This window comes from Microbacterium sp. NPDC089698 (genome assembly GCF_044749045.1).
Lineage (GTDB): Bacteria > Actinomycetota > Actinomycetes > Actinomycetales > Microbacteriaceae > Microbacterium.
Window position 1 is genome coordinate 104,388 of sequence record NZ_JBIVHE010000009.1, and the last position, 16,079, is coordinate 120,466.

The window sequence follows — 16,079 nt, forward strand, 5'->3', positions numbered from 1 at the left end:
ACGACCGGCGGATCCTTGTTCCGGAGATTAGATTTTGTTCCCGAATTAACTCGGGCAAGGGTTACTCTGACAGAGGTCCACCGAGAGGTCAAGCATCATGTCGACATCCGCCGCCGACGTCGGCGCCACCCGGCCGAGCCTCGGCCAGGTGCTGGACTTCGCCTGGGGCCGCGGCCCGTTCACCGCCACGGAGGCGATGGCGGGGGCCTCGCTCACGCGCTCGACCACGATCGACGCGATCGACACGCTCGTCGAGACGGGCGTCGTCCGCGAGCTCGCGAACGCCCGCGACGCCGGCGAGTACTCGGCAGGCCGCCCGGCCCGGCGCTTCGAGCTGCCCGCCGACCTCGGCGCCGTGATCGCGCTCGACGCGGGCGACACGCACCTGGGCGTGACCGTGACCGACCTCGCGCGCACCCCGCTCGCGCAGGTGCGCGCCGACCTGGATCCGCAGCACACCGTGGGGCAGCGCCGCGCCGCGATCCTGCGCCACCTCGACGCGGCGCTCGCCTCGAGCGGCGTGCCCCGCGACCGCGTCCTCGCGCTGTGCGCGGGCGTCGCCGCCCCGGTGGCACGGAACGGCTCCTCGCCGCCCCACCCCGACGGCTTCTGGGAACGCACCAACCCCGGCCTCGCCGAGGTGCTGGCCGGGTGGGCGCCGGTGGTCGAGATCAAGAACGACGCCGTGCTCGCCGCCGCCGCCGAGGGCGACCTCGGTCAGGCCACGGGTTGCCGCGACTACATCGCGCTCATCGCGGGCGAGCGGTTCGGCGCGGGGGCGGTGGTCGACGGCCACATCCTGCACGGGGCGCACGGCGGGGTGGGCGAGATGGTGCTGCTGGACCACGTGCGCGGCGTCGGCTCCGCCGAGGGGCTCGGACCCGCGATCACGCGGATCGCCGAGGAGCTGCTCGCCTCCGAGGAGGCCGCGGCCGGCGGAGCGCTGGCCGCGCTCGCTGCGAGCGGCCTGAGCGCGGAGCCCGTCCTCGCCCTCGCCGCGTCCGGGGATCCCGACGCGGCGCAGGTCGTGCGCGGCGCGGGCGACTACCTCGCGCGCGTCGTGGCGGTGCTCGGCAGCACCTACGACCCCGAGCGCGTGATCGTCTGCGGCGCGATCGCCGATGCCATCGAGCCGGTGCTCGACGCCGCGCGCGATGTGCTGCGCCCTCTGCTCCACCTGCCCGCGCCGACCATCCTGCGCTCGCACCTCGGCGCCGACATCGTGCTCACCGGCGCGGTGTCCACGGCTCTTGCCTCAGCCAGGACCGTCGGCCTGCCGCGGCTCGTCGCGCAGCGCCTGCACCGCTGAGCGTTCCCGGTCCACCCCCGGTCGTCGAGCGAGGACGCCGAAGGCGACCGAGACGAAACGCCATGCCCTCACGGATCGACCCCGGACGACGCGGTGATCCGCGGTCAGTCCACCAGCAGCGCGGGCTCCTCGAGAACGGCGGCGACGTCGGCGATGAAGCGGCTCATGCCGTCGCCGTCCACGACGCGGTGGTCGAAGGATCCGGCCACGGTCGTGACCCAGCGCGGGCGCACCTCGCCGTCGACGACCCACGGCTTCTGGCTGATCGTTCCCATGGCGACGATGCCGGCCTCGCCGGGGTTGATGATCGGTGTGCCCGCATCCATCCCGAACACGCCGATGTTGGTGATCGTGATCGTGCCGCCCTGCTGGTCGGCGGGCGTCGACCTGCCCTCGCGCGCCGTCGTGGTGAGTCGGTTCAGAGCACGGGCGAGGTCCTTCATGCCCATCTCCTGCGCGTCCTTGATGTTCGGCACGAGCAGGCCGCGCGGGGTCGCCGCGGCGATGCCGAGGTTCACGTAGTGGCGCACCGCGATCTCGGCACCGTCGGCGGTGTCGATCCACGCGGCGTTGACCATCGGGGTGCGACGCACGGCCCAGATCACCGCGCGGGCGACGATCAGCAGCGGCGACACCTTGATGTCGGCGAAGTCGGGCGATGCCTTGAGGCGCTTCACGAGCTCCATGGTGCGGGTCGCATCGACCTCCTTCCACACGGTCACGTGCGGGGCCGAGTAGGCGCTCTGCACCATGGCCGAGCTCGTCGCCTTGCGCACGCCCTTGACCGGGATCGACTCGGTGCGGCTCTCATCGGCGCCGGCCCGGGCCGGCGAGATCCCGCGGGCGAGGCCCACGGGGGCGGACTGCGGCGCCGGAACGGTCTCCTCGCGCACATCGCCCCACTCCGGGGTCTGGATGTTGCGGAACACGCTCGCCTGCTCGGCGTGGCGCATCACGTCATCGCGGGTGACCTCGCCGTCCGCGCCGGTCGGGGCGACCTGGGTGAGGTCGACGCCGAGGTCGCGCGCGAGCTTGCGGATCGGCGGCTTCGCGATCACGCCGACCGTGGAGCGCACGGGGCGCTCGGCGGGGCGGCGGCGCCGCGACGTGGCCTCCGCGCCGGAGCCGTATCCCACGAGCACGGATCCGGATCCCTCCTCCGCGGCCGGAGCCGGGGGCGCGGCGGCCGGGGCGGCCGGCTCGGCCGCTCCCGTCACGAACGTGATGATCGGGGTGCCGACGTCGATCGTCCTCCCCTCGGGCACGAGCAGCTCGCCGACCGTGCCCGCATGCGGCGAGGGCAGCTCGACGAGGGACTTGGCGGTCTCGATCTCGCAGATCACGTCGTTGACCGCGACAGCGTCGCCCGGGGCGACCCGCCACGTGACGATCTCGGCCTCGGTCAGGCCCTCGCCGACGTCCGGGAGGGTGAAGGTCTGGGTGCTCATGGTCGGGATCCTTTCACACGGGGTCGTTGAGCGAGGAGGCCGAAGGCGACCGAGACGAAACGGGGAGACCTCGCAGGAGACCGCGTTTCGTCTCGCTTCGCTCGCTCAACGACCACTGGCTGGGGCATCAGTATGCGAGGGACCGGTCGACGGCCTCGAGGATCCGATCCGGATCCGGCAGGTAGGTGCTCTCGAGCTTCGCGGGCGGGAACGGGGTGTCGTAGCCCGAGACGCGCAGCACGGGGGCCTCGAGCGCGTAGAAGGCGCGCTCCATGACGGTCGCGGCGATCTCGCTGCCCAGGCTCACGAAGCCCGGGGCCTCCTGCGCGTAGACCATGCGGCCCGTCGAGCGCACCGAGTCGAGGAGCGGCCCGTAGTCGACCGGCGAGAGCGAGCGCAGGTCCACGACCTCGCAGCTCGTGCCCTCGGCCTCGGCGAGCGCGGCGGCCTGGAGCAGCGTCGAGACCATCGCACCGTGCCCGACGAGGGTGACATCGGAGCCGCGGCGGACGATCCGCGAGGCGTGCAGCGGGAGCGCGGGGGCGGACAGGTCGACCTCGCCCTTGGGCCAGTACCGGCTCTTGGGCTCGAGGAAGATCACCGGATCGTTCGAGGCGATCGCCTCCTGGATCATCCAATAGGCGTCGTTCGGGGTGGACGGCGAGACCACGCGCAGGCCGGGAGTGTGCGCGAAGTACGTCTCCGGGCTCTCCTGGTGGTGCTCGACCGCGCCGATGTGCCCGCCGTAGGGGATCCTGATGACGATCGGCATCGAGATCCGGCCCTCGTGGCGGGCCGTGATCTTCGCGAGCTGCGTGGTGATCTGGTCGAAGGCGGGGAAGACGAAGCCGTCGAACTGGATCTCGATGACGGGACGGAATCCGCCCATCGCGAGGCCGATCGCGGTGCCGACGATGCCGGACTCGGCGAGCGGGGTGTCGAGCACCCGCTGCGGGCCGAAATCGCGCTGCAGGTGCTCGGTGACGCGGAACACCCCGCCGAGGCTGCCGATGTCCTCGCCCATGAGGAGGACGCGATCGTCATCCTCCATCGCCTTGCGCAGGCCCGCGTTCAGGGCCTTGCTGAAGGGCATCGTCTCGATGCCGGTCCTGGTCGTGTCCACCGTGGTCATCGGTCACCCTCCTGGAAGGAAGCCTCGTACTGCGCCTGCCACGCCTTCTGCTCCGCCATGAGCGGGTGCGGGTCGCTGTACACGTTGTCGAAGATCGCCTCGGCGGTCGGCGAGACGAGCTCGAGGGTGCGCACGCGCAGATCCTCGGCGGCATCCGCCGCCTCCGCCTCGACGTCGGCGAAGAGGGATCCGGCGGCTCCCCGGTTCTCCAGGAACGCGCGCATGCGGGCGATCGGATCCCGCAGCGCCCACTCCTGCTCCTCGTCGCTGCCGCGGTACTTGGTGGGGTCGTCGCTCGTGGTGTGCGCGCCCATCCGGTACGTGACGGCCTCGATCGCGCGCGGCCCGTCGCCCGTGCGCGCCTCGTCGAGCGCGCGGCGGGTCACGGCCCAGCTCGCGAGCACGTCGTTGCCATCGACGCGGATCGACTCGATCCCGTAGCCGGTGCCGCGCTGGACGAGCGGCACGCGCGACTGGGTCTTGACCGGCACCGAGATCGCCCAGTGGTTGTTCTGCAGGAAGAACACCTCCGGCGTCCGGTAGCTCGCGGCGAACACCATCGCCTCGTGCACGTCGCCCTGGCTCGACGCCCCGTCGCCGTAGTAGACCATCACGGCCTGGTCGCGATCGACGTCGCCGGATCCGCACTTCCCGTCGAAGACGATCCCCATCGCGAGGCCCGTCGCGTGCAGGGTCTGCGACCCGAGCACGAGCGTGTAGATGCGGGTGTTGCCGTTGCGGGGATCCGTCGGATCCCAGCCGCCGTTCGAGGTGCCGCGCATGAGCTTGATGATGTCGACCGGATCCACGCCGCGGATGCGGGTGACGGCGTGCTCGCGGTAGGAGGGGAAGATCGTGTCCTGGGCGCGGGCGGCGCGGGCCGATCCGACCTGGGCGGCCTCCTGCCCGCGGCTCGGCGGCCACAGGGCGAGCTGGCCCTGGCGCTGCAGGTTGGTGGCCTGGGTGTCGATCGCGCGGATCACGACCATGTCCCGGTAGAACTGCTCCAGGTCGCCGTCGGGCAGGGCCTCGATGAGGGGCAGATACTCCTCCGCGGCGGGGTTCGGGGCGAAGCGGCCGTCGGCATCGAGGACGCGGACGGTGGGGATATCGGCGTCAGTCACCTTGTCTACGCTAACCGAGGATTCCGGCTTCGCAGTGGAGGGTGCGCACAAACGATCAGCGGGCCGCTGTGACGATCCCCACGGACTCATGCTGGCTCGAGGATATCCAGGTGTCCCATGCATTAATGCCAGGTCCCCCTAGCTTTTTGCGTGGGACGCCTTGCATCGGATCGGCCCTCCGCCCAGCCCGTCGAGCGACAGATGCAGGATCCTGACACGGATGCACGACGGATCCGCCGGATCGGTCGTGCATCCGTGCCCGCGTCGTGCATCCGTGCCGGGCGTCCCGGGCGTGCGGGCGCCCCGCCGGGCGCGCGACGCGTCAGGGGCGCTGTGCGGCGGCGACGGCGAGCACGCGGGGCAACGACTCCGCCTCGCCCACGGAGATGCGGATCCCGTCGCCGGGGAACGCGCGCACGATGAGGCCGGCCTCCTCGAACGCGGCCGCGACGTCGGCGGTCGCCTCGCCGGTCGGCAGCCAGACGAAGTTGCCCTGGGCGTCGGGCACGTCCCAGCCCTGGGCGCGCAGGCCCTCGACCAGCTCCGCGCGGCGCTCGACGATCACGGCGACGCGAGCGCGCAGCTCGTCCTCGGCGTCGAGACTCGCGATCGCGGCGCGCTCCGCGGCCGCGGTCACCGACAGCGGGATCGCGGTCGTGCGGGCCGCGTCCAGCACGCGCGGGTGGCCGATCGCGTAGCCGACGCGGAGGCCCGCGAGCCCGTACGCCTTGGAGAACGTGCGCAGCACGACGACGTTGGGGTGCGCCTCGAAGATGCGCTCGGCCAGGCCGTCGACGGCGTCGGGCGCGGTGACGAACTCGGCGTAGGCCTCGTCGAGCACGATCAGCACATCCTGCGGCACCTTCTCGACGAAGGCCGCGAACTCGGCGCTCGTGACGATCGGACCGGTCGGGTTGTTGGGCGTGCACACGATCACCACGCGGGTGCGCTCGGTGATCGCGGCGGCCATGGCGTCGAGGTCGTGACGGGCATCGGCGGTGAGCGGCACCTGCACCCCGGTCGCCCCGGCCACGAGCGGCAGTCCGGGATACGCCTCGAAGGAGCGCCACGCGTAGACGACCTCGTCGCCGACGGTCGCCGCGGCCAGCACGAGCTGGTACAGGATCGCGACGCTGCCGGAGGCGACGTGCACGGCATCGGGCGCGACGCCGTATCGCTCGCCGAGGCGCGCGCGCAGCGCACCCGCGGTCGCGTCGGGGTAGCGGTTCATCGGCGTCGCGTCGGAGAGCGCGGCGAGGACCGAGGGCAGCGGGTCGAAGGGGTTCTCGTTGCTGGACAGCTTGAACGCGTCGGCACCGGCCTGCTTGCCCTGGCGGTACGGCGGAAGGGCCGCGATCTCTTCACGGATGCGGGGCAGGATCTCATCGCTCACGCGTCGAGTCTAGATCCGGCGCGCCGGGCCGTTCCGGCCGAGGACGCGGCAGCGGATCGACCTGCCCGCAGGACCCGGCGGATTCCTGGGCGGATCCCGGGTGCGGATGCGACAATCGGCACCATGAGGTTCCTCATCCGCGTCATCGTGAACGCCTTCGCCGTCTGGGTCGTGAGTCTGATCACGGTCCTGGAGGTCTCGGTCACCCCCTATCCCCCGGGCGGCATGGTCCCGCTGCTCGTCACGCTGCTCGCGATCGGCGCCGTCTTCGCGATCGTGAACACGATCGTCGGCACCGTGGTGAAGATCGTGGCGATCCCGCTGTACATCCTCACGCTCGGCCTGATCTCGCTCGTGATCAACGGCTTCCTGCTCTGGCTCACCGCCTGGATCACCGGCTTCTGGGGCTGGGGCCTGGCGCTCGGCGGCTTCGGCTGGACGATCGTCGCGGCGTTCCTCATCGCGGTGATCAACGCGATCTTCAACGCGATCCTGCGCCCGCAGCGGCGGGACCGCGACCGCTGAGGCCGCGGCGCGGACGCCTCCTCATCCGGTGACACGACGGGCCGTGTAGTCGGTGGACGTCATCGACGTCGCGGTGTCGAGCACCGCGAAGTGCTCGACGATCGCCTGCATCCGTGCGTCTCCGGACGCCTCGGCGCGGCGCACGGTCTCGCTGTAGCCGTCGAGCAGGTGCGCCGGGATCCGCGGATCCGTCCCGTGACCGGCGGCGAACGTGCGGCTGATGACGAGGCTGTCCGGGGATCCCGTCCCGTTCGCACTGCCGCCGCCCGCGAGGCCCGCGACGGGATCGTCCGTGTGCCGGACGGCGACGCTCAACACGTCGCCCGGCAGCACGGGTTCGATCGGCGATCCCACCGTGACGACGCACCGCACGTCGAACTCGCCGGACTGCGCGACCAGCCCCGCGATCATGCCGCCCTGCGAGTAGCCCACCAGGTCCACGGGGGTCTCTGCGCTCGCGCCGGCGTCGCGCAGCGCCTCGACCACGGCCCTGGAGGAGTCGGCCTCGGCGTGCTCCGCGTACATCCGCAGATTCGAGGCGTAGGACCACGGCTCGGCGGCGGACCCGCCACGGGTGCCGTCGATGTAGGCCACGAACTGCTGCGTGCCGTCCTCCATCCGGTAGGTCTCGACGCGCACCTGTGAGGACCGCCCGGCGGGGATCCGCGACACCGCCCCGGCGAGCGACGCGGGACCGGCCGGGATCGCGGCGGCGGGGCCGCGGTCGACCACCACGTCCCCGGGCCGGGGGCCGACACCCGCCGGGCTGCGCGCATCGGCCATCATCACGAGACCCGGCGCGGGCGCGAGCGGCGCCGGGCGCACCACGCCGTTCTCCGCCGCGACCGAGGTCATGAGGCGCTGCGCCCCCTGAGCCCACACCCGCGCGTTCCACCCGCGCAGTCCCTGGAGCAGGAGCAGTGCGGGACTGGACCCGAGCAGGAGCGCGTCGCCCGCGGATCCGGGCGGGGTTCCCGGCGCGCCGGGGACGAAGCCCTCGCCGACACCCTGCCGCCAGTTCCGCCGCAGCCGCTCGTCGAGCGCGGACAGTGTCGCGTCGCCGGCCAGGAGCCGCTCCTCACGGCGACGGAGGTCGCGGGCGGCCGCGACATCGTCCGCATCGAGCATCGCCCGCCGGGCGCGCAGATCGGCCAGCTCGAAGACGTCGGCCATCGTGCCGATGCCGCCGGCGAGCCGTTCCAGCGCGTCCCGGACGTCCTGCAGCTGCGTCACGACCGACCACAGCGCGGGGATCCCGCCGGCGAGAGGGACACGATCGACGAGACCGGGGATCGCGAGCAGATCCTGTCGTGCGTCCGCGACCTCCGCCGCCTCGACGCGCACCCGGCCGGCCGTCGCCCGCAGCAGGTCGGGATCGACGGCGATCACACCGCCGTGCGTGATCTCGATCTCATCGGCCATCCGCGCTCACCCCGCCCTCAGCGCCGCTTCGATCGACGGCAGCGACGCGCGCGCGGCGGCGAGCGCCCGCCCCTGGACGTCCAGCTCCCGCTGCAGGAATGCGACGCTCCTCGCGCGCCAGCCGCAGCCCGCTTCGATCGCCTGCAGTGCGACGGCGGCCGCCTCGAGGCGCTCGCGGGCGCTCTCGCAGCGCAGCAGGGCCTCGGCGAGCAGCCAGGATCCCGGCGCGGCGTCGGGTGCGATGGTGATCATGCCCGCCAGCCTGCCGACCGCGGGAGCGCCCCGCGGGCGGTGCCGCGCAACCCGTGCGGACCAGGAGCGCGCCCCGGCCTGTGGAGGACGGGCCGCCCCGCGCATCGTGGGATCCGATGCCGCGGCGGGAATCCGCGCGCGGGACGGCGGATCCGGTGCGGCACAATGGAGGGATGACCGAGTCGGATCCGTTCCGCGTCATCTTCGTATGCACGGGGAACATCTGCCGGTCCCCGATGGCGGAGGTGGTCTTCCGCGACATCGCGGCGAAGCAGGGCCTCGGCGACCGGATCGTCTCGACGAGCGCCGGAACGGGCGACTGGCACGTGGGCGAGCAGGCCGACAGCCGCACGATCGACGCCCTCGCCCGGCGCGGCTACGACGGGACCAAGCACCGCGCACGCCAGTTCACCTACGACTCCTTCACCGGGAACGACCTCGTCGTGGCCCTGGACCGCACGCATGAGCGGATCCTGAAGCAGTGGGCGCGCGACGAGTCCGAGGAGGGCAAGGTGACCCTGCTGCTCTCGTTCGAGCACAACCCGTCCGTGCTGGATGTGCCGGACCCCTACTACGCCGACGCCCGGGTGTTCGATGAGGTGCTCGGTATGATCGAGAGCGCGAGCCACGGCCTCTTCCGTCAGCTCGAACCCGCCATCCGACCGTCACGTCCGTGACACCGGCGGTCCGGATCCACGACTCTTCCCGGAGGACTCCCGTGACCGCCTCGCTCCCCGTGCAGCCCCTCAGCCCGCTCGACGGCCGCTACCGCGCCGCGGTCGCCCCGCTCGCCGACTACCTCTCCGAGGCAGGGCTCAACCGCGCCCGCGTCGAGGTCGAGGTGGAGTGGCTGATCGCGCTCACCGACCGCGCGCTGTTCGGCACCTCTCCCCTCGCCGACGCCGACAAGGAGCGCCTGCGCGGCCTCTACCGCGACTTCGGCCAGGCCGAGATCGACTGGCTCGCCGAGAAGGAGGCGGTGACCCGTCACGACGTGAAGGCCGTCGAGTACCTCGTCCGCGACCGCCTGTCGGCGCTGGGCCTGGACGCGATCGCCGAGCTCACCCACTTCGCCTGCACGAGCGAGGACATCAACTCCGCCTCCTACGCGCTGACCGTCAAGCGCGCGGTCGAGCGCGTGTGGCTGCCCGCCCTGCAGGACGTGATCGCCAAGCTCCGCGAGCTCGCCGTCGAGCACGCCGACGCCGCGATGCTGTCGCGCACCCACGGCCAGCCCGCGACGCCCTCCACCATGGGCAAGGAGCTCGCCGTGTTCGCCTGGCGCCTGGAGCGCGTGGTCACGCGGATCGAAGGATCCGAGTACCTCGCGAAGTTCTCCGGCGCGACCGGCACCTGGTCGGCGCATCTCGCCGCCGAGCCCGACGCCGACTGGCCGCTCATCGCCCGCGAGTACATCGAGGGCCTCGGGATCGACTTCAACATCCTCACCACGCAGATCGAGTCGCACGACTGGCAGGTCGAGCTGTACGACCACGTCCGTCACGCGGGCGGGATCCTGCACAACCTCGCGACCGACATCTGGACCTACATCTCGCTCGGCTACTTCGCCCAGATCCCCGTCGCAGGCGCGACCGGATCCTCGACCATGCCGCACAAGATCAACCCGATCCGCTTCGAGAACGCCGAGGCCAACCTGGAGCTCTCCGGCGCCCTGCTCGGATCCCTGTCGCAGACGCTCGTCACGAGCCGCCTGCAGCGCGACCTGACGGACTCGACCACGCAGCGCAACATCGGCGTCGCGTTCGGGCACTCCCTGCTCGCCCTGGACAACCTGCGTCGCGGCCTCACCGAGATCTCGCTCTCGCGCGATGTGCTGCTCGCCGACCTCGACACGAACTGGGAGGTGCTCGGCGAGGCGATCCAGACGGTGATCCGCGCCGAGGTCGTCGCGGGGCGCTCCACGATCCAGGATCCGTACGCGCTGCTGAAGGAGCTCACCCGCGGTCACCGCGTGGGCGCCGCGGAGCTCGCCGCGTTCGTGCAGGGACTGGAGATCGGCGACGCCGCGAAGCAGCGCCTGCTGGCTCTCACACCGGCGACCTACGTGGGACTCGCGGAGACGCTCGCGAAGTAGCCGCATGGACAGCGCAGGGCTCTCGGCCACCCGTCTCGCGCGCCGCAGAGCGGGCGCGCGCTACGCGATCGACGAGGTGGACGACTTCCTCGACGAGTGCGCCGCGACCCTGCGCTCCTGGGAGCAGGGCCGCCCTGGCGCCCTCTCGGCGGAGTCGATCGTGCTCGCGCAGTTCACGGACGTCCCACTGCACGGCGAGGGCTACGAGGCGGATGCCGTCGACGAGCTGCTGGATGCGGTCGCGGATCGGCTCCGTGCGTACGCCGGCCCTTCCGCGGCCGCGTCGGGCGCGCCGCTCCCGGGCGATCGCCCGCGCTGGCTCACCCTCGGGATCCGCGGCATCGGCATCCTGGCGACCGTGGCGACCGTGGCGATGATCGCGATGCGGATGCTCGGCAAGGACTGACGTCGCGCGCCGCACCGCGAGCCGCGAAGGGGCCGCGCCGCGAGATCCGGCGGGGAAGGCCTCAGGCGTGATCGCCCGCGCGGTCCTTCGGCATCGCGAAGACCGCGATCAGCACGAGCGCCGCGGTCACGGCGGCCGCGATGAACACCCACGTCGAGGCGCGCACGACCGTGGCCGGGTCGCCGGATCCGGCGCCCGACGCGATGACGGCGTTCGAGATCGCGCCGAACACGGCGACGCCCACGGCGCTGCCCGCGGAACGCGCGAACGTGTTCATGCCGGTCACCGCACCCCGCTCGCCCCAGCCGACCGAGGCCTGCGCGACGATGAGGGTGGGCGCCGCCGTCCAGCCCAGGCCGAAGCCGATCACGAAGGCGACCCCCGCGAGCGCGTACGCGTTCGGGTACGGTCCGATGAACGCCAGCCCGATCGCGCCGACCGTCGCGATCGACGCTCCGAGCAGCGCGGTGAAGCGGAATCCGTGCCGCAGGTAGAGCCGCCCCGCGTTGGCGGCGGAGAGCGGCCACCCCAGGGTCAGGGCCGCCACGGCGAGCCCCGCGAGCAGCGGCGGCACCGCGATCGCGCCCTGCAGGTAGGCCGGCGCGAAGCTCGTGATGCCCGTCAGCAGCGCGCCGATCGCGAGCGACGCGAGCGTCGTGGTGAGGATGAGGCGGCGCGAGATCAGCCGCAGGTCGATGATCGGCTCGGCCGCACGGCGCTCCACGAACGCGAACACCACGAGGGCGATCGCCCCGCCGAGGAAGCAGGCCAGGCTCGGCGCCGACAGCCAGGCCCAGGCGTTCCCGCCCTCGAGCACGCCGACGATGATCGCCGTGAGGCCGATCGTCAGCAGCACCGCGCCCGTGTAGTCGATCCGGTGCCGGCGCTTCTCGATCTGCTCGTGGAAGTGGCGCAGCAGCATCCAGGCCGCGATCAGGCACAGCGGGATGTTGATGAAGAAGATCAGCCGCCAGGCGTCGAACTGCGCGAACACACCGCCCAGCGCCGGACCGACCACGGACGACAGCGCCCAGACGCTCGCGATGTATCCCTGCACGACCGCCCGCTCGGACAGCGTGTAGATGTCGCCGACGATGGTCGCGACCATCGGGCCCACGGCCCCCGCGCCCAGGCCCTGCAGGAGCCGGAAGAGGATGAGCGACGGCATGCTCCACGCGAGGCCGCACAGGATGGATCCGAGGAGGAACAGCGCGATGCCGATCAGCACGATCGGCTTGCGGCCGACCGTGTCCGCGAGCTTGGAGTAGATCGGCACGCTCACCGCCTGCGCGAGCAGGTAGATCGAGAACAGCCACGGGAACTGCTGATAGCTGCCGAGATCGCGCACCACGCTCGGCACCGCGGTCGCGAGGATCGTGGCGTCCATCGCGATGAGGCCCATCGCGAGCATGAGCGAGAGCAGCACCGGCCCGCGCTCGGAGCGGAAGCCCACGGAGGCGCGGTCGATCGTCATGCTCACCTTCGTCACAAGCCGGGTGGGGGGCGGGCTATTCCCGGCCCGCCCGTCAGGAGGCGGTGGGCGACGCGGATCCCGAGGCGTCGTCGGCGTCGTCGGCCTCGGATCCGACGGCGGGTTCGTCGGTCCCGGCCGATCCCGCATCCGCGGCAGCGGCGGCTCCCGCGGCGTCCTGCTGACCGGCGACGGACTCGTCGGCGGCGTCGTAGAGCACGGGGCGGTCGTGCGTCTTCGTGAAGTCCGACGGGTCGACGGCGAGGATCAGGATCGACAGGATCAGCAGGGCGGCGATGAAGATCCCGCCCGTCACGATGAACGCGAGGTTCCACGGCGGGATGGCGCCGTAAGTGCCCTTGTCGACCATGCGCATGACCTTGTCGGTGAACGCGCCCGTGGCGATCAGCGTCACGACTCCGGCGAAGAGGCCGCACAGCAGCGACAGGCCGACCAGCTGCAACGGTCGGAACAGATCCCTGCGCCTGGTCTTCTCGGTCATGCGGATCCTTCGTTCTCGGCCGGCGCCGTGCCGGCGGTTTCGGTGCCGGCACCAGCGGTGCGGGCACGAGGGCTGAGCCCTGCGATGCCGAGGAAGACCGCCACGATGGCGGCGTAGGCGCCGAAGATCCCGACGGCCAGGGTGATCCCGGTCAGCGTGAACGAGCCGGCCTCGGCGATGGAGTAGTTGAGCGCGTAGGTCGTCGGCACGCACAGCAGGCCGACGGCGAGGGCGAGCCCCAGCGATCCGATCAGGATGGCATCGCGGGCCCCGTCGGCGACGACGGCCGGCGCGGTTCCGGCGCGGGCCTGGCGGCGGGCGCGGATCCCGGCGATGAGCTCGACGAGACCGCCGAGCGCGCCCCACGCGATCACGACGACGAAGAACAGCGGGGTCGTGCGCCAGGCGGGGATGCTGCCTGCCATGCCCGTGAGGATCGCGATCACCGCGAGCAGCACGTACGGCCAGCGCCACCCCGAGGGCGCGACGAGCCAGGCGGCGAGCATGTGGATGAGCGCGGTGACCAGGGCGAACCCGCTGAACACCGAGAGCCCCACGACCGCGGAGTGGTTCGCGGAGAAGGTGATCATGAGCGCCGCGACCGCGGCGAAGGCGGCGCGCGCGAGCTGCACGTGGCGCAGCTGGAACGTGCGGGTGGCGGGCATGACGGATCCTCGGGTCCCTGTGCTTCGTCCCCGTCGAGCGGCCTCGGCGACCAAGCCTCAGCAGTCGCTCCGACGGGTTCTCGGTCCGCCCCGATGGACGGGCGGACCCTGCCAGTCTACGCGCGGGATCCTAGGCGCCCGCTCGGGAGCCGAGCTCCGACGCATCCGGATCCGGATCGCCGGCCCGAGGCTCCGGATCCGGATCCTCGGCGGTGCGGCCGTTCCTCCGCCGCGGCTGCAGCTCGCTGAGCAGGGTGCCCGCGATGATGAGGGCCGCCCCGAGGATCGCGAGCGGCGGGATCCGCTCGCCTGCGATGCGCCCGACCACGCCCGCCCATACGGGCTCGCCGGTGTAGATGATGGTGGCGCGCGTCGCGGAGACCGAACGCTGCGCCCAGTTCATGGTGAGCTGGATCAGGCCGCTCGCGAGGCCCATGCCGATACCGGCGAACAGCCACACCGGGTCGAAGGCGGGGATGCTCTCGCCGACGGCGGGCATGGTCGCGAAGCCGAGGAGCGACGCGGTGAGCAGCTGCACGACGGTGAGCCGCCCCACGTCGAATCGCCGGCCGAACAGGCTGATCAGGATGATCTCGCCCGCGATCGGCAGGGTGCTGACGAGCGTGAGGATCTCGCCCTCGCCGAGATGGATCCCGCGGGATCCGATGCCCGCCACCAGCAGCAGGCCGATGAACGCGAGTCCCGCGCCGACGAGGGTGAGCGCGCGCGGGGGCTTGCGCAGCACGAGCCACTGCAGCAGCGGCACGAGCGGCACGTAGAACGCGGTCATGAACGCGCTGGTGCTGGAGTCGATCGTCTGCAGTCCCGCGGTCTGCAGGCCGTAGCCGCCGTAGATCGCGGCGCCGATGGCCGCGCCCGCGCCGATCTCGCGCCACGTGATGCCGCGCAGCGAACGCCAGAAGATCGCCGCGGCGAACAGCGCGGCGGCGAGGAACCGGAACCCGACGAAGAACCACGGCCCGGAGTGCTGCATCGCGGTGTGCACGACGAGGAAGGTGCCGCCCCAGATGACGGTGATCCCGACGAGGGCCCACTCCTGGACGGACAGCCCCAGGACGCGACGGGAGGAGGGCTGGTTCACGGTCATACGCTAGCGGTCAGCGGTCAGCCGGCGGTCGCGATCCAGAGCCGCCCGGATCCGGCGACCTGCACGTCGGCCGCGCGGGTGGCGAACACGGCGGCGCCGCGCGGGACGCCGGCGGTCGCGCCGCCGGAGGACAGCGTGAAGGATCCGTCCGTGGTGATCGCGATCGACGGGCCGGCGAGCGCGATCGTCGCGTCGCCGGTGATCGCGAGCAGCTCGAACGGCACGTCGGCGCCCGAGGGGTGGATCCGCGGGCGGTAGCTGCGCACGTCCTCGGCGACCTCGACGGGCACGAGGTGGTCGTCCTCCGAGGCCGTGAACGTCAGCACCCGCTCGAGCTCGGCGGTGTCGACGTGCTTGGGCGTGAGCCCGCCGCGCAGCACGTTGTCGCTCGGACCCATGAGCTCGACGCCGGCGCCGCGCAGGTAGGCGTGGATGTTGCCGGCGGGCAGCCAGAGCGACTCCCCCGCGGCGAGCGTGACGTGGCGCAGCATGAGTGCGACCGCGATCCCCGGGTCGCCGGGGTACGTCTCGGCGAGGCGCGTGAGCAGCTCGAAGCGGTCGTCGCCGGACGCCGCGACCACGAGCGCGGCGACGGCGAGGTCCACGCCCGCACCGCCGGCCAGCAGCCAGGAGAACCCGGCGCGCAGCCCGTCCGGCCCGTTCAGCTCCTCGCGCCAGGGGGCGAGCGCGTCGGAGCCGGCCCGGGCGGCGAGGGCGTCGACGTCGGCCAGGATCTCGGCGACCGGCCGGAAGCCGCACAGCGCCTCGAAGCCGTCTTCGAGGGCGACGATCAGCTCGGGCTTGGCGTAGGGGTCCTTGTAGTTGCGGTGCGCGGCGGTGAGCGGCACGCCGCGCCGGTTCTCATCGGCGAAGCCGGCCTCGGCCTGGGCCGGGGTGGGGTGCGCCTGCAGCGAGAGCGGACCGCCGGACACGAGGATCTTGAGCAGGAAGGGCAGCTTCGCCCCGCTCTGCTGCTCCCAGTCGAGGAGCGTGGGCCAGGGGGATCCGTCCGTCGTGCGGGCCGGGGACCCGGGGTGCGCGCCGAGCCACAGCTCGGCCTCGGGACCGCCGCTGCCCGCCGTGCCGAGCACGCCGGCGACGCCGTCGACCCGGCCCCACGCGTAGTCGCGCGGCTCGTTGCCGATCTGGACGAAGAGCTCGTTCTCGTGCGCGCTCATGCGGCTCCGTTCAGGGTTGGAGGGGATCCTGCCAGCGTAAGGCCCCCGG

16 protein-coding genes are annotated in these 16,079 nt (G+C 72.3%); 5 read left to right on the plus strand and 11 right to left on the minus strand.

Annotated features, from left to right (window positions below; genetic code table 11):
* The first annotated feature begins 97 nt into the window (after window positions 1-97).
* On the plus strand, window positions 98-1,309 hold the full coding sequence (locus ACIPY5_RS19485) for an ROK family protein (RefSeq protein ID WP_400973773.1): 1,212 nt from the start codon (window positions 98-100) through the stop codon (window positions 1,307-1,309).
* A 104-nt stretch (window positions 1,310-1,413) separates the two neighbouring features.
* Here the strand turns inward: ACIPY5_RS19485 and ACIPY5_RS19490 are convergent, their stop codons facing one another.
* The 4 genes from ACIPY5_RS19490 to ACIPY5_RS19505 all read right to left on the minus strand — a co-directional run bounded on the left by ACIPY5_RS19490 (window position 1,414) and on the right by ACIPY5_RS19505 (window position 6,406).
* Window positions 1,414-2,757, minus strand: coding sequence for a dihydrolipoamide acetyltransferase family protein (locus tag ACIPY5_RS19490; protein ID WP_400973775.1), 1,344 nt, complete (start codon window positions 2,755-2,757; stop codon window positions 1,414-1,416).
* A 127-nt stretch (window positions 2,758-2,884) separates the two neighbouring features.
* A complete protein-coding gene (locus ACIPY5_RS19495) occupies window positions 2,885-3,889 on the minus strand; it encodes an alpha-ketoacid dehydrogenase subunit beta (RefSeq protein ID WP_400973777.1) in 1,005 nt (334 codons plus the stop codon).
* On the minus strand, window positions 3,886-5,013 hold the full coding sequence (locus ACIPY5_RS19500) for a thiamine pyrophosphate-dependent enzyme (RefSeq protein ID WP_309340142.1): 1,128 nt from the start codon (window positions 5,011-5,013) through the stop codon (window positions 3,886-3,888). Before ACIPY5_RS19500 ends, ACIPY5_RS19495 begins: the two co-directional genes overlap by 4 nt.
* Before the next feature lie 322 nt (window positions 5,014-5,335).
* Window positions 5,336-6,406, minus strand: a complete 1,071-nt coding sequence (locus ACIPY5_RS19505) for a histidinol-phosphate transaminase (RefSeq protein WP_400973781.1) — start codon at window positions 6,404-6,406, stop codon at window positions 5,336-5,338.
* Between the two features lie 123 nt (window positions 6,407-6,529).
* Between ACIPY5_RS19505 and ACIPY5_RS19510 the strand changes: the two genes are divergently transcribed.
* Window positions 6,530-6,931: a phage holin family protein gene (locus tag ACIPY5_RS19510; RefSeq protein WP_400973783.1), complete on the plus strand. Its 402-nt coding sequence runs from the start codon at window positions 6,530-6,532 to the stop codon at window positions 6,929-6,931.
* Window positions 6,932-6,952: 21 nt separating this feature from the next.
* Here ACIPY5_RS19510 and ACIPY5_RS19515 read toward each other — a convergent pair whose 3' ends face one another.
* Together ACIPY5_RS19515 and ACIPY5_RS19520 are read right to left on the minus strand one after the other, a co-directional pair.
* Window positions 6,953-8,353, minus strand: a complete 1,401-nt coding sequence (locus ACIPY5_RS19515; RefSeq protein ID WP_400973785.1) for a hypothetical protein — start codon at window positions 8,351-8,353, stop codon at window positions 6,953-6,955.
* 6 nt (window positions 8,354-8,359) lie between these two features.
* Window positions 8,360-8,605: a hypothetical protein gene (locus ACIPY5_RS19520; RefSeq protein ID WP_400973787.1), complete on the minus strand. Its 246-nt coding sequence runs from the start codon at window positions 8,603-8,605 to the stop codon at window positions 8,360-8,362.
* 173 nt (window positions 8,606-8,778) lie between these two features.
* On the opposite strand from ACIPY5_RS19520, the gene ACIPY5_RS19525 reads away from it, so the two are divergent.
* From ACIPY5_RS19525 to ACIPY5_RS19535, 3 genes are read left to right on the plus strand one after another with little or no spacing between them, the layout of a single operon-like run.
* On the plus strand, window positions 8,779-9,282 hold the full coding sequence (locus ACIPY5_RS19525) for a low molecular weight protein-tyrosine-phosphatase (RefSeq protein ID WP_292717695.1): 504 nt from the start codon (window positions 8,779-8,781) through the stop codon (window positions 9,280-9,282).
* Between the two features lie 41 nt (window positions 9,283-9,323).
* Entirely contained in the window at window positions 9,324-10,700 is a 1,377-nt protein-coding gene (gene purB / locus ACIPY5_RS19530; protein WP_400973790.1) for an adenylosuccinate lyase, read from the plus strand.
* 4 nt (window positions 10,701-10,704) lie between these two features.
* Window positions 10,705-11,106, plus strand: a complete 402-nt coding sequence (locus ACIPY5_RS19535; protein WP_400973793.1) for a DivIVA domain-containing protein — start codon at window positions 10,705-10,707, stop codon at window positions 11,104-11,106.
* A gap of 61 nt (window positions 11,107-11,167) precedes the next feature.
* Here the strand turns inward: ACIPY5_RS19535 and ACIPY5_RS19540 are convergent, their stop codons facing one another.
* From ACIPY5_RS19540 to manA, 5 genes are all read right to left on the minus strand, one after another.
* On the minus strand, window positions 11,168-12,580 hold the full coding sequence (locus ACIPY5_RS19540) for an MFS transporter (RefSeq protein WP_309340154.1): 1,413 nt from the start codon (window positions 12,578-12,580) through the stop codon (window positions 11,168-11,170).
* Window positions 12,581-12,632: 52 nt separating this feature from the next.
* Window positions 12,633-13,079: a hypothetical protein gene (locus ACIPY5_RS19545; RefSeq protein ID WP_400973796.1), complete on the minus strand. Its 447-nt coding sequence runs from the start codon at window positions 13,077-13,079 to the stop codon at window positions 12,633-12,635.
* Window positions 13,076-13,744 (minus strand): acyl-CoA synthetase, encoded by a 669-nt coding sequence (locus ACIPY5_RS19550; protein ID WP_400973799.1) that lies wholly within the window; start codon window positions 13,742-13,744, stop codon window positions 13,076-13,078. The genes ACIPY5_RS19545 and ACIPY5_RS19550 overlap by 4 nt, the downstream gene beginning before the upstream one ends.
* Window positions 13,745-13,874: 130 nt before the next feature.
* Window positions 13,875-14,846 (minus strand): DMT family transporter, encoded by a 972-nt coding sequence (locus ACIPY5_RS19555; RefSeq protein WP_309340159.1) that lies wholly within the window; start codon window positions 14,844-14,846, stop codon window positions 13,875-13,877.
* A 23-nt stretch (window positions 14,847-14,869) separates the two neighbouring features.
* On the minus strand, window positions 14,870-16,030 hold the full coding sequence (gene manA, locus ACIPY5_RS19560; protein WP_400973802.1) for a mannose-6-phosphate isomerase, class I: 1,161 nt from the start codon (window positions 16,028-16,030) through the stop codon (window positions 14,870-14,872).
* Window positions 16,031-16,079 lie beyond the last annotated feature (49 nt).

Excerpts from the sequence above, each read along its gene's own strand:
- ACIPY5_RS19525 (WP_292717695.1), top strand. The coding sequence starts at position 8,779 with ATGACCGAGTCGGATCCGTTCCGCGTCATCTTCGTATGCACGGGGAAC.
- ACIPY5_RS19485 (WP_400973773.1), top strand. The coding sequence starts at position 98 with ATGTCGACATCCGCCGCCGACGTCGGCGCCACCCGGCCGAGCCTCGGC.
- ACIPY5_RS19535 (WP_400973793.1), top strand. The coding sequence starts at position 10,705 with ATGGACAGCGCAGGGCTCTCGGCCACCCGTCTCGCGCGCCGCAGAGCG.
- ACIPY5_RS19515 (WP_400973785.1), bottom strand. The coding sequence starts at position 8,353 with ATGGCCGATGAGATCGAGATCACGCACGGCGGTGTGATCGCCGTCGAT.
- manA (WP_400973802.1), bottom strand. The coding sequence starts at position 16,030 with ATGAGCGCGCACGAGAACGAGCTCTTCGTCCAGATCGGCAACGAGCCG.
- ACIPY5_RS19550 (WP_400973799.1), bottom strand. The coding sequence starts at position 13,744 with ATGCCCGCCACCCGCACGTTCCAGCTGCGCCACGTGCAGCTCGCGCGC.
- ACIPY5_RS19510 (WP_400973783.1), top strand. The coding sequence starts at position 6,530 with ATGAGGTTCCTCATCCGCGTCATCGTGAACGCCTTCGCCGTCTGGGTC.
- ACIPY5_RS19540 (WP_309340154.1), bottom strand. The coding sequence starts at position 12,580 with ATGACGATCGACCGCGCCTCCGTGGGCTTCCGCTCCGAGCGCGGGCCG.
- ACIPY5_RS19545 (WP_400973796.1), bottom strand. The coding sequence starts at position 13,079 with ATGACCGAGAAGACCAGGCGCAGGGATCTGTTCCGACCGTTGCAGCTG.
- ACIPY5_RS19490 (WP_400973775.1), bottom strand. The coding sequence starts at position 2,757 with ATGAGCACCCAGACCTTCACCCTCCCGGACGTCGGCGAGGGCCTGACC.
- ACIPY5_RS19520 (WP_400973787.1), bottom strand. The coding sequence starts at position 8,605 with ATGATCACCATCGCACCCGACGCCGCGCCGGGATCCTGGCTGCTCGCC.
- ACIPY5_RS19495 (WP_400973777.1), bottom strand. The coding sequence starts at position 3,889 with ATGACCACGGTGGACACGACCAGGACCGGCATCGAGACGATGCCCTTC.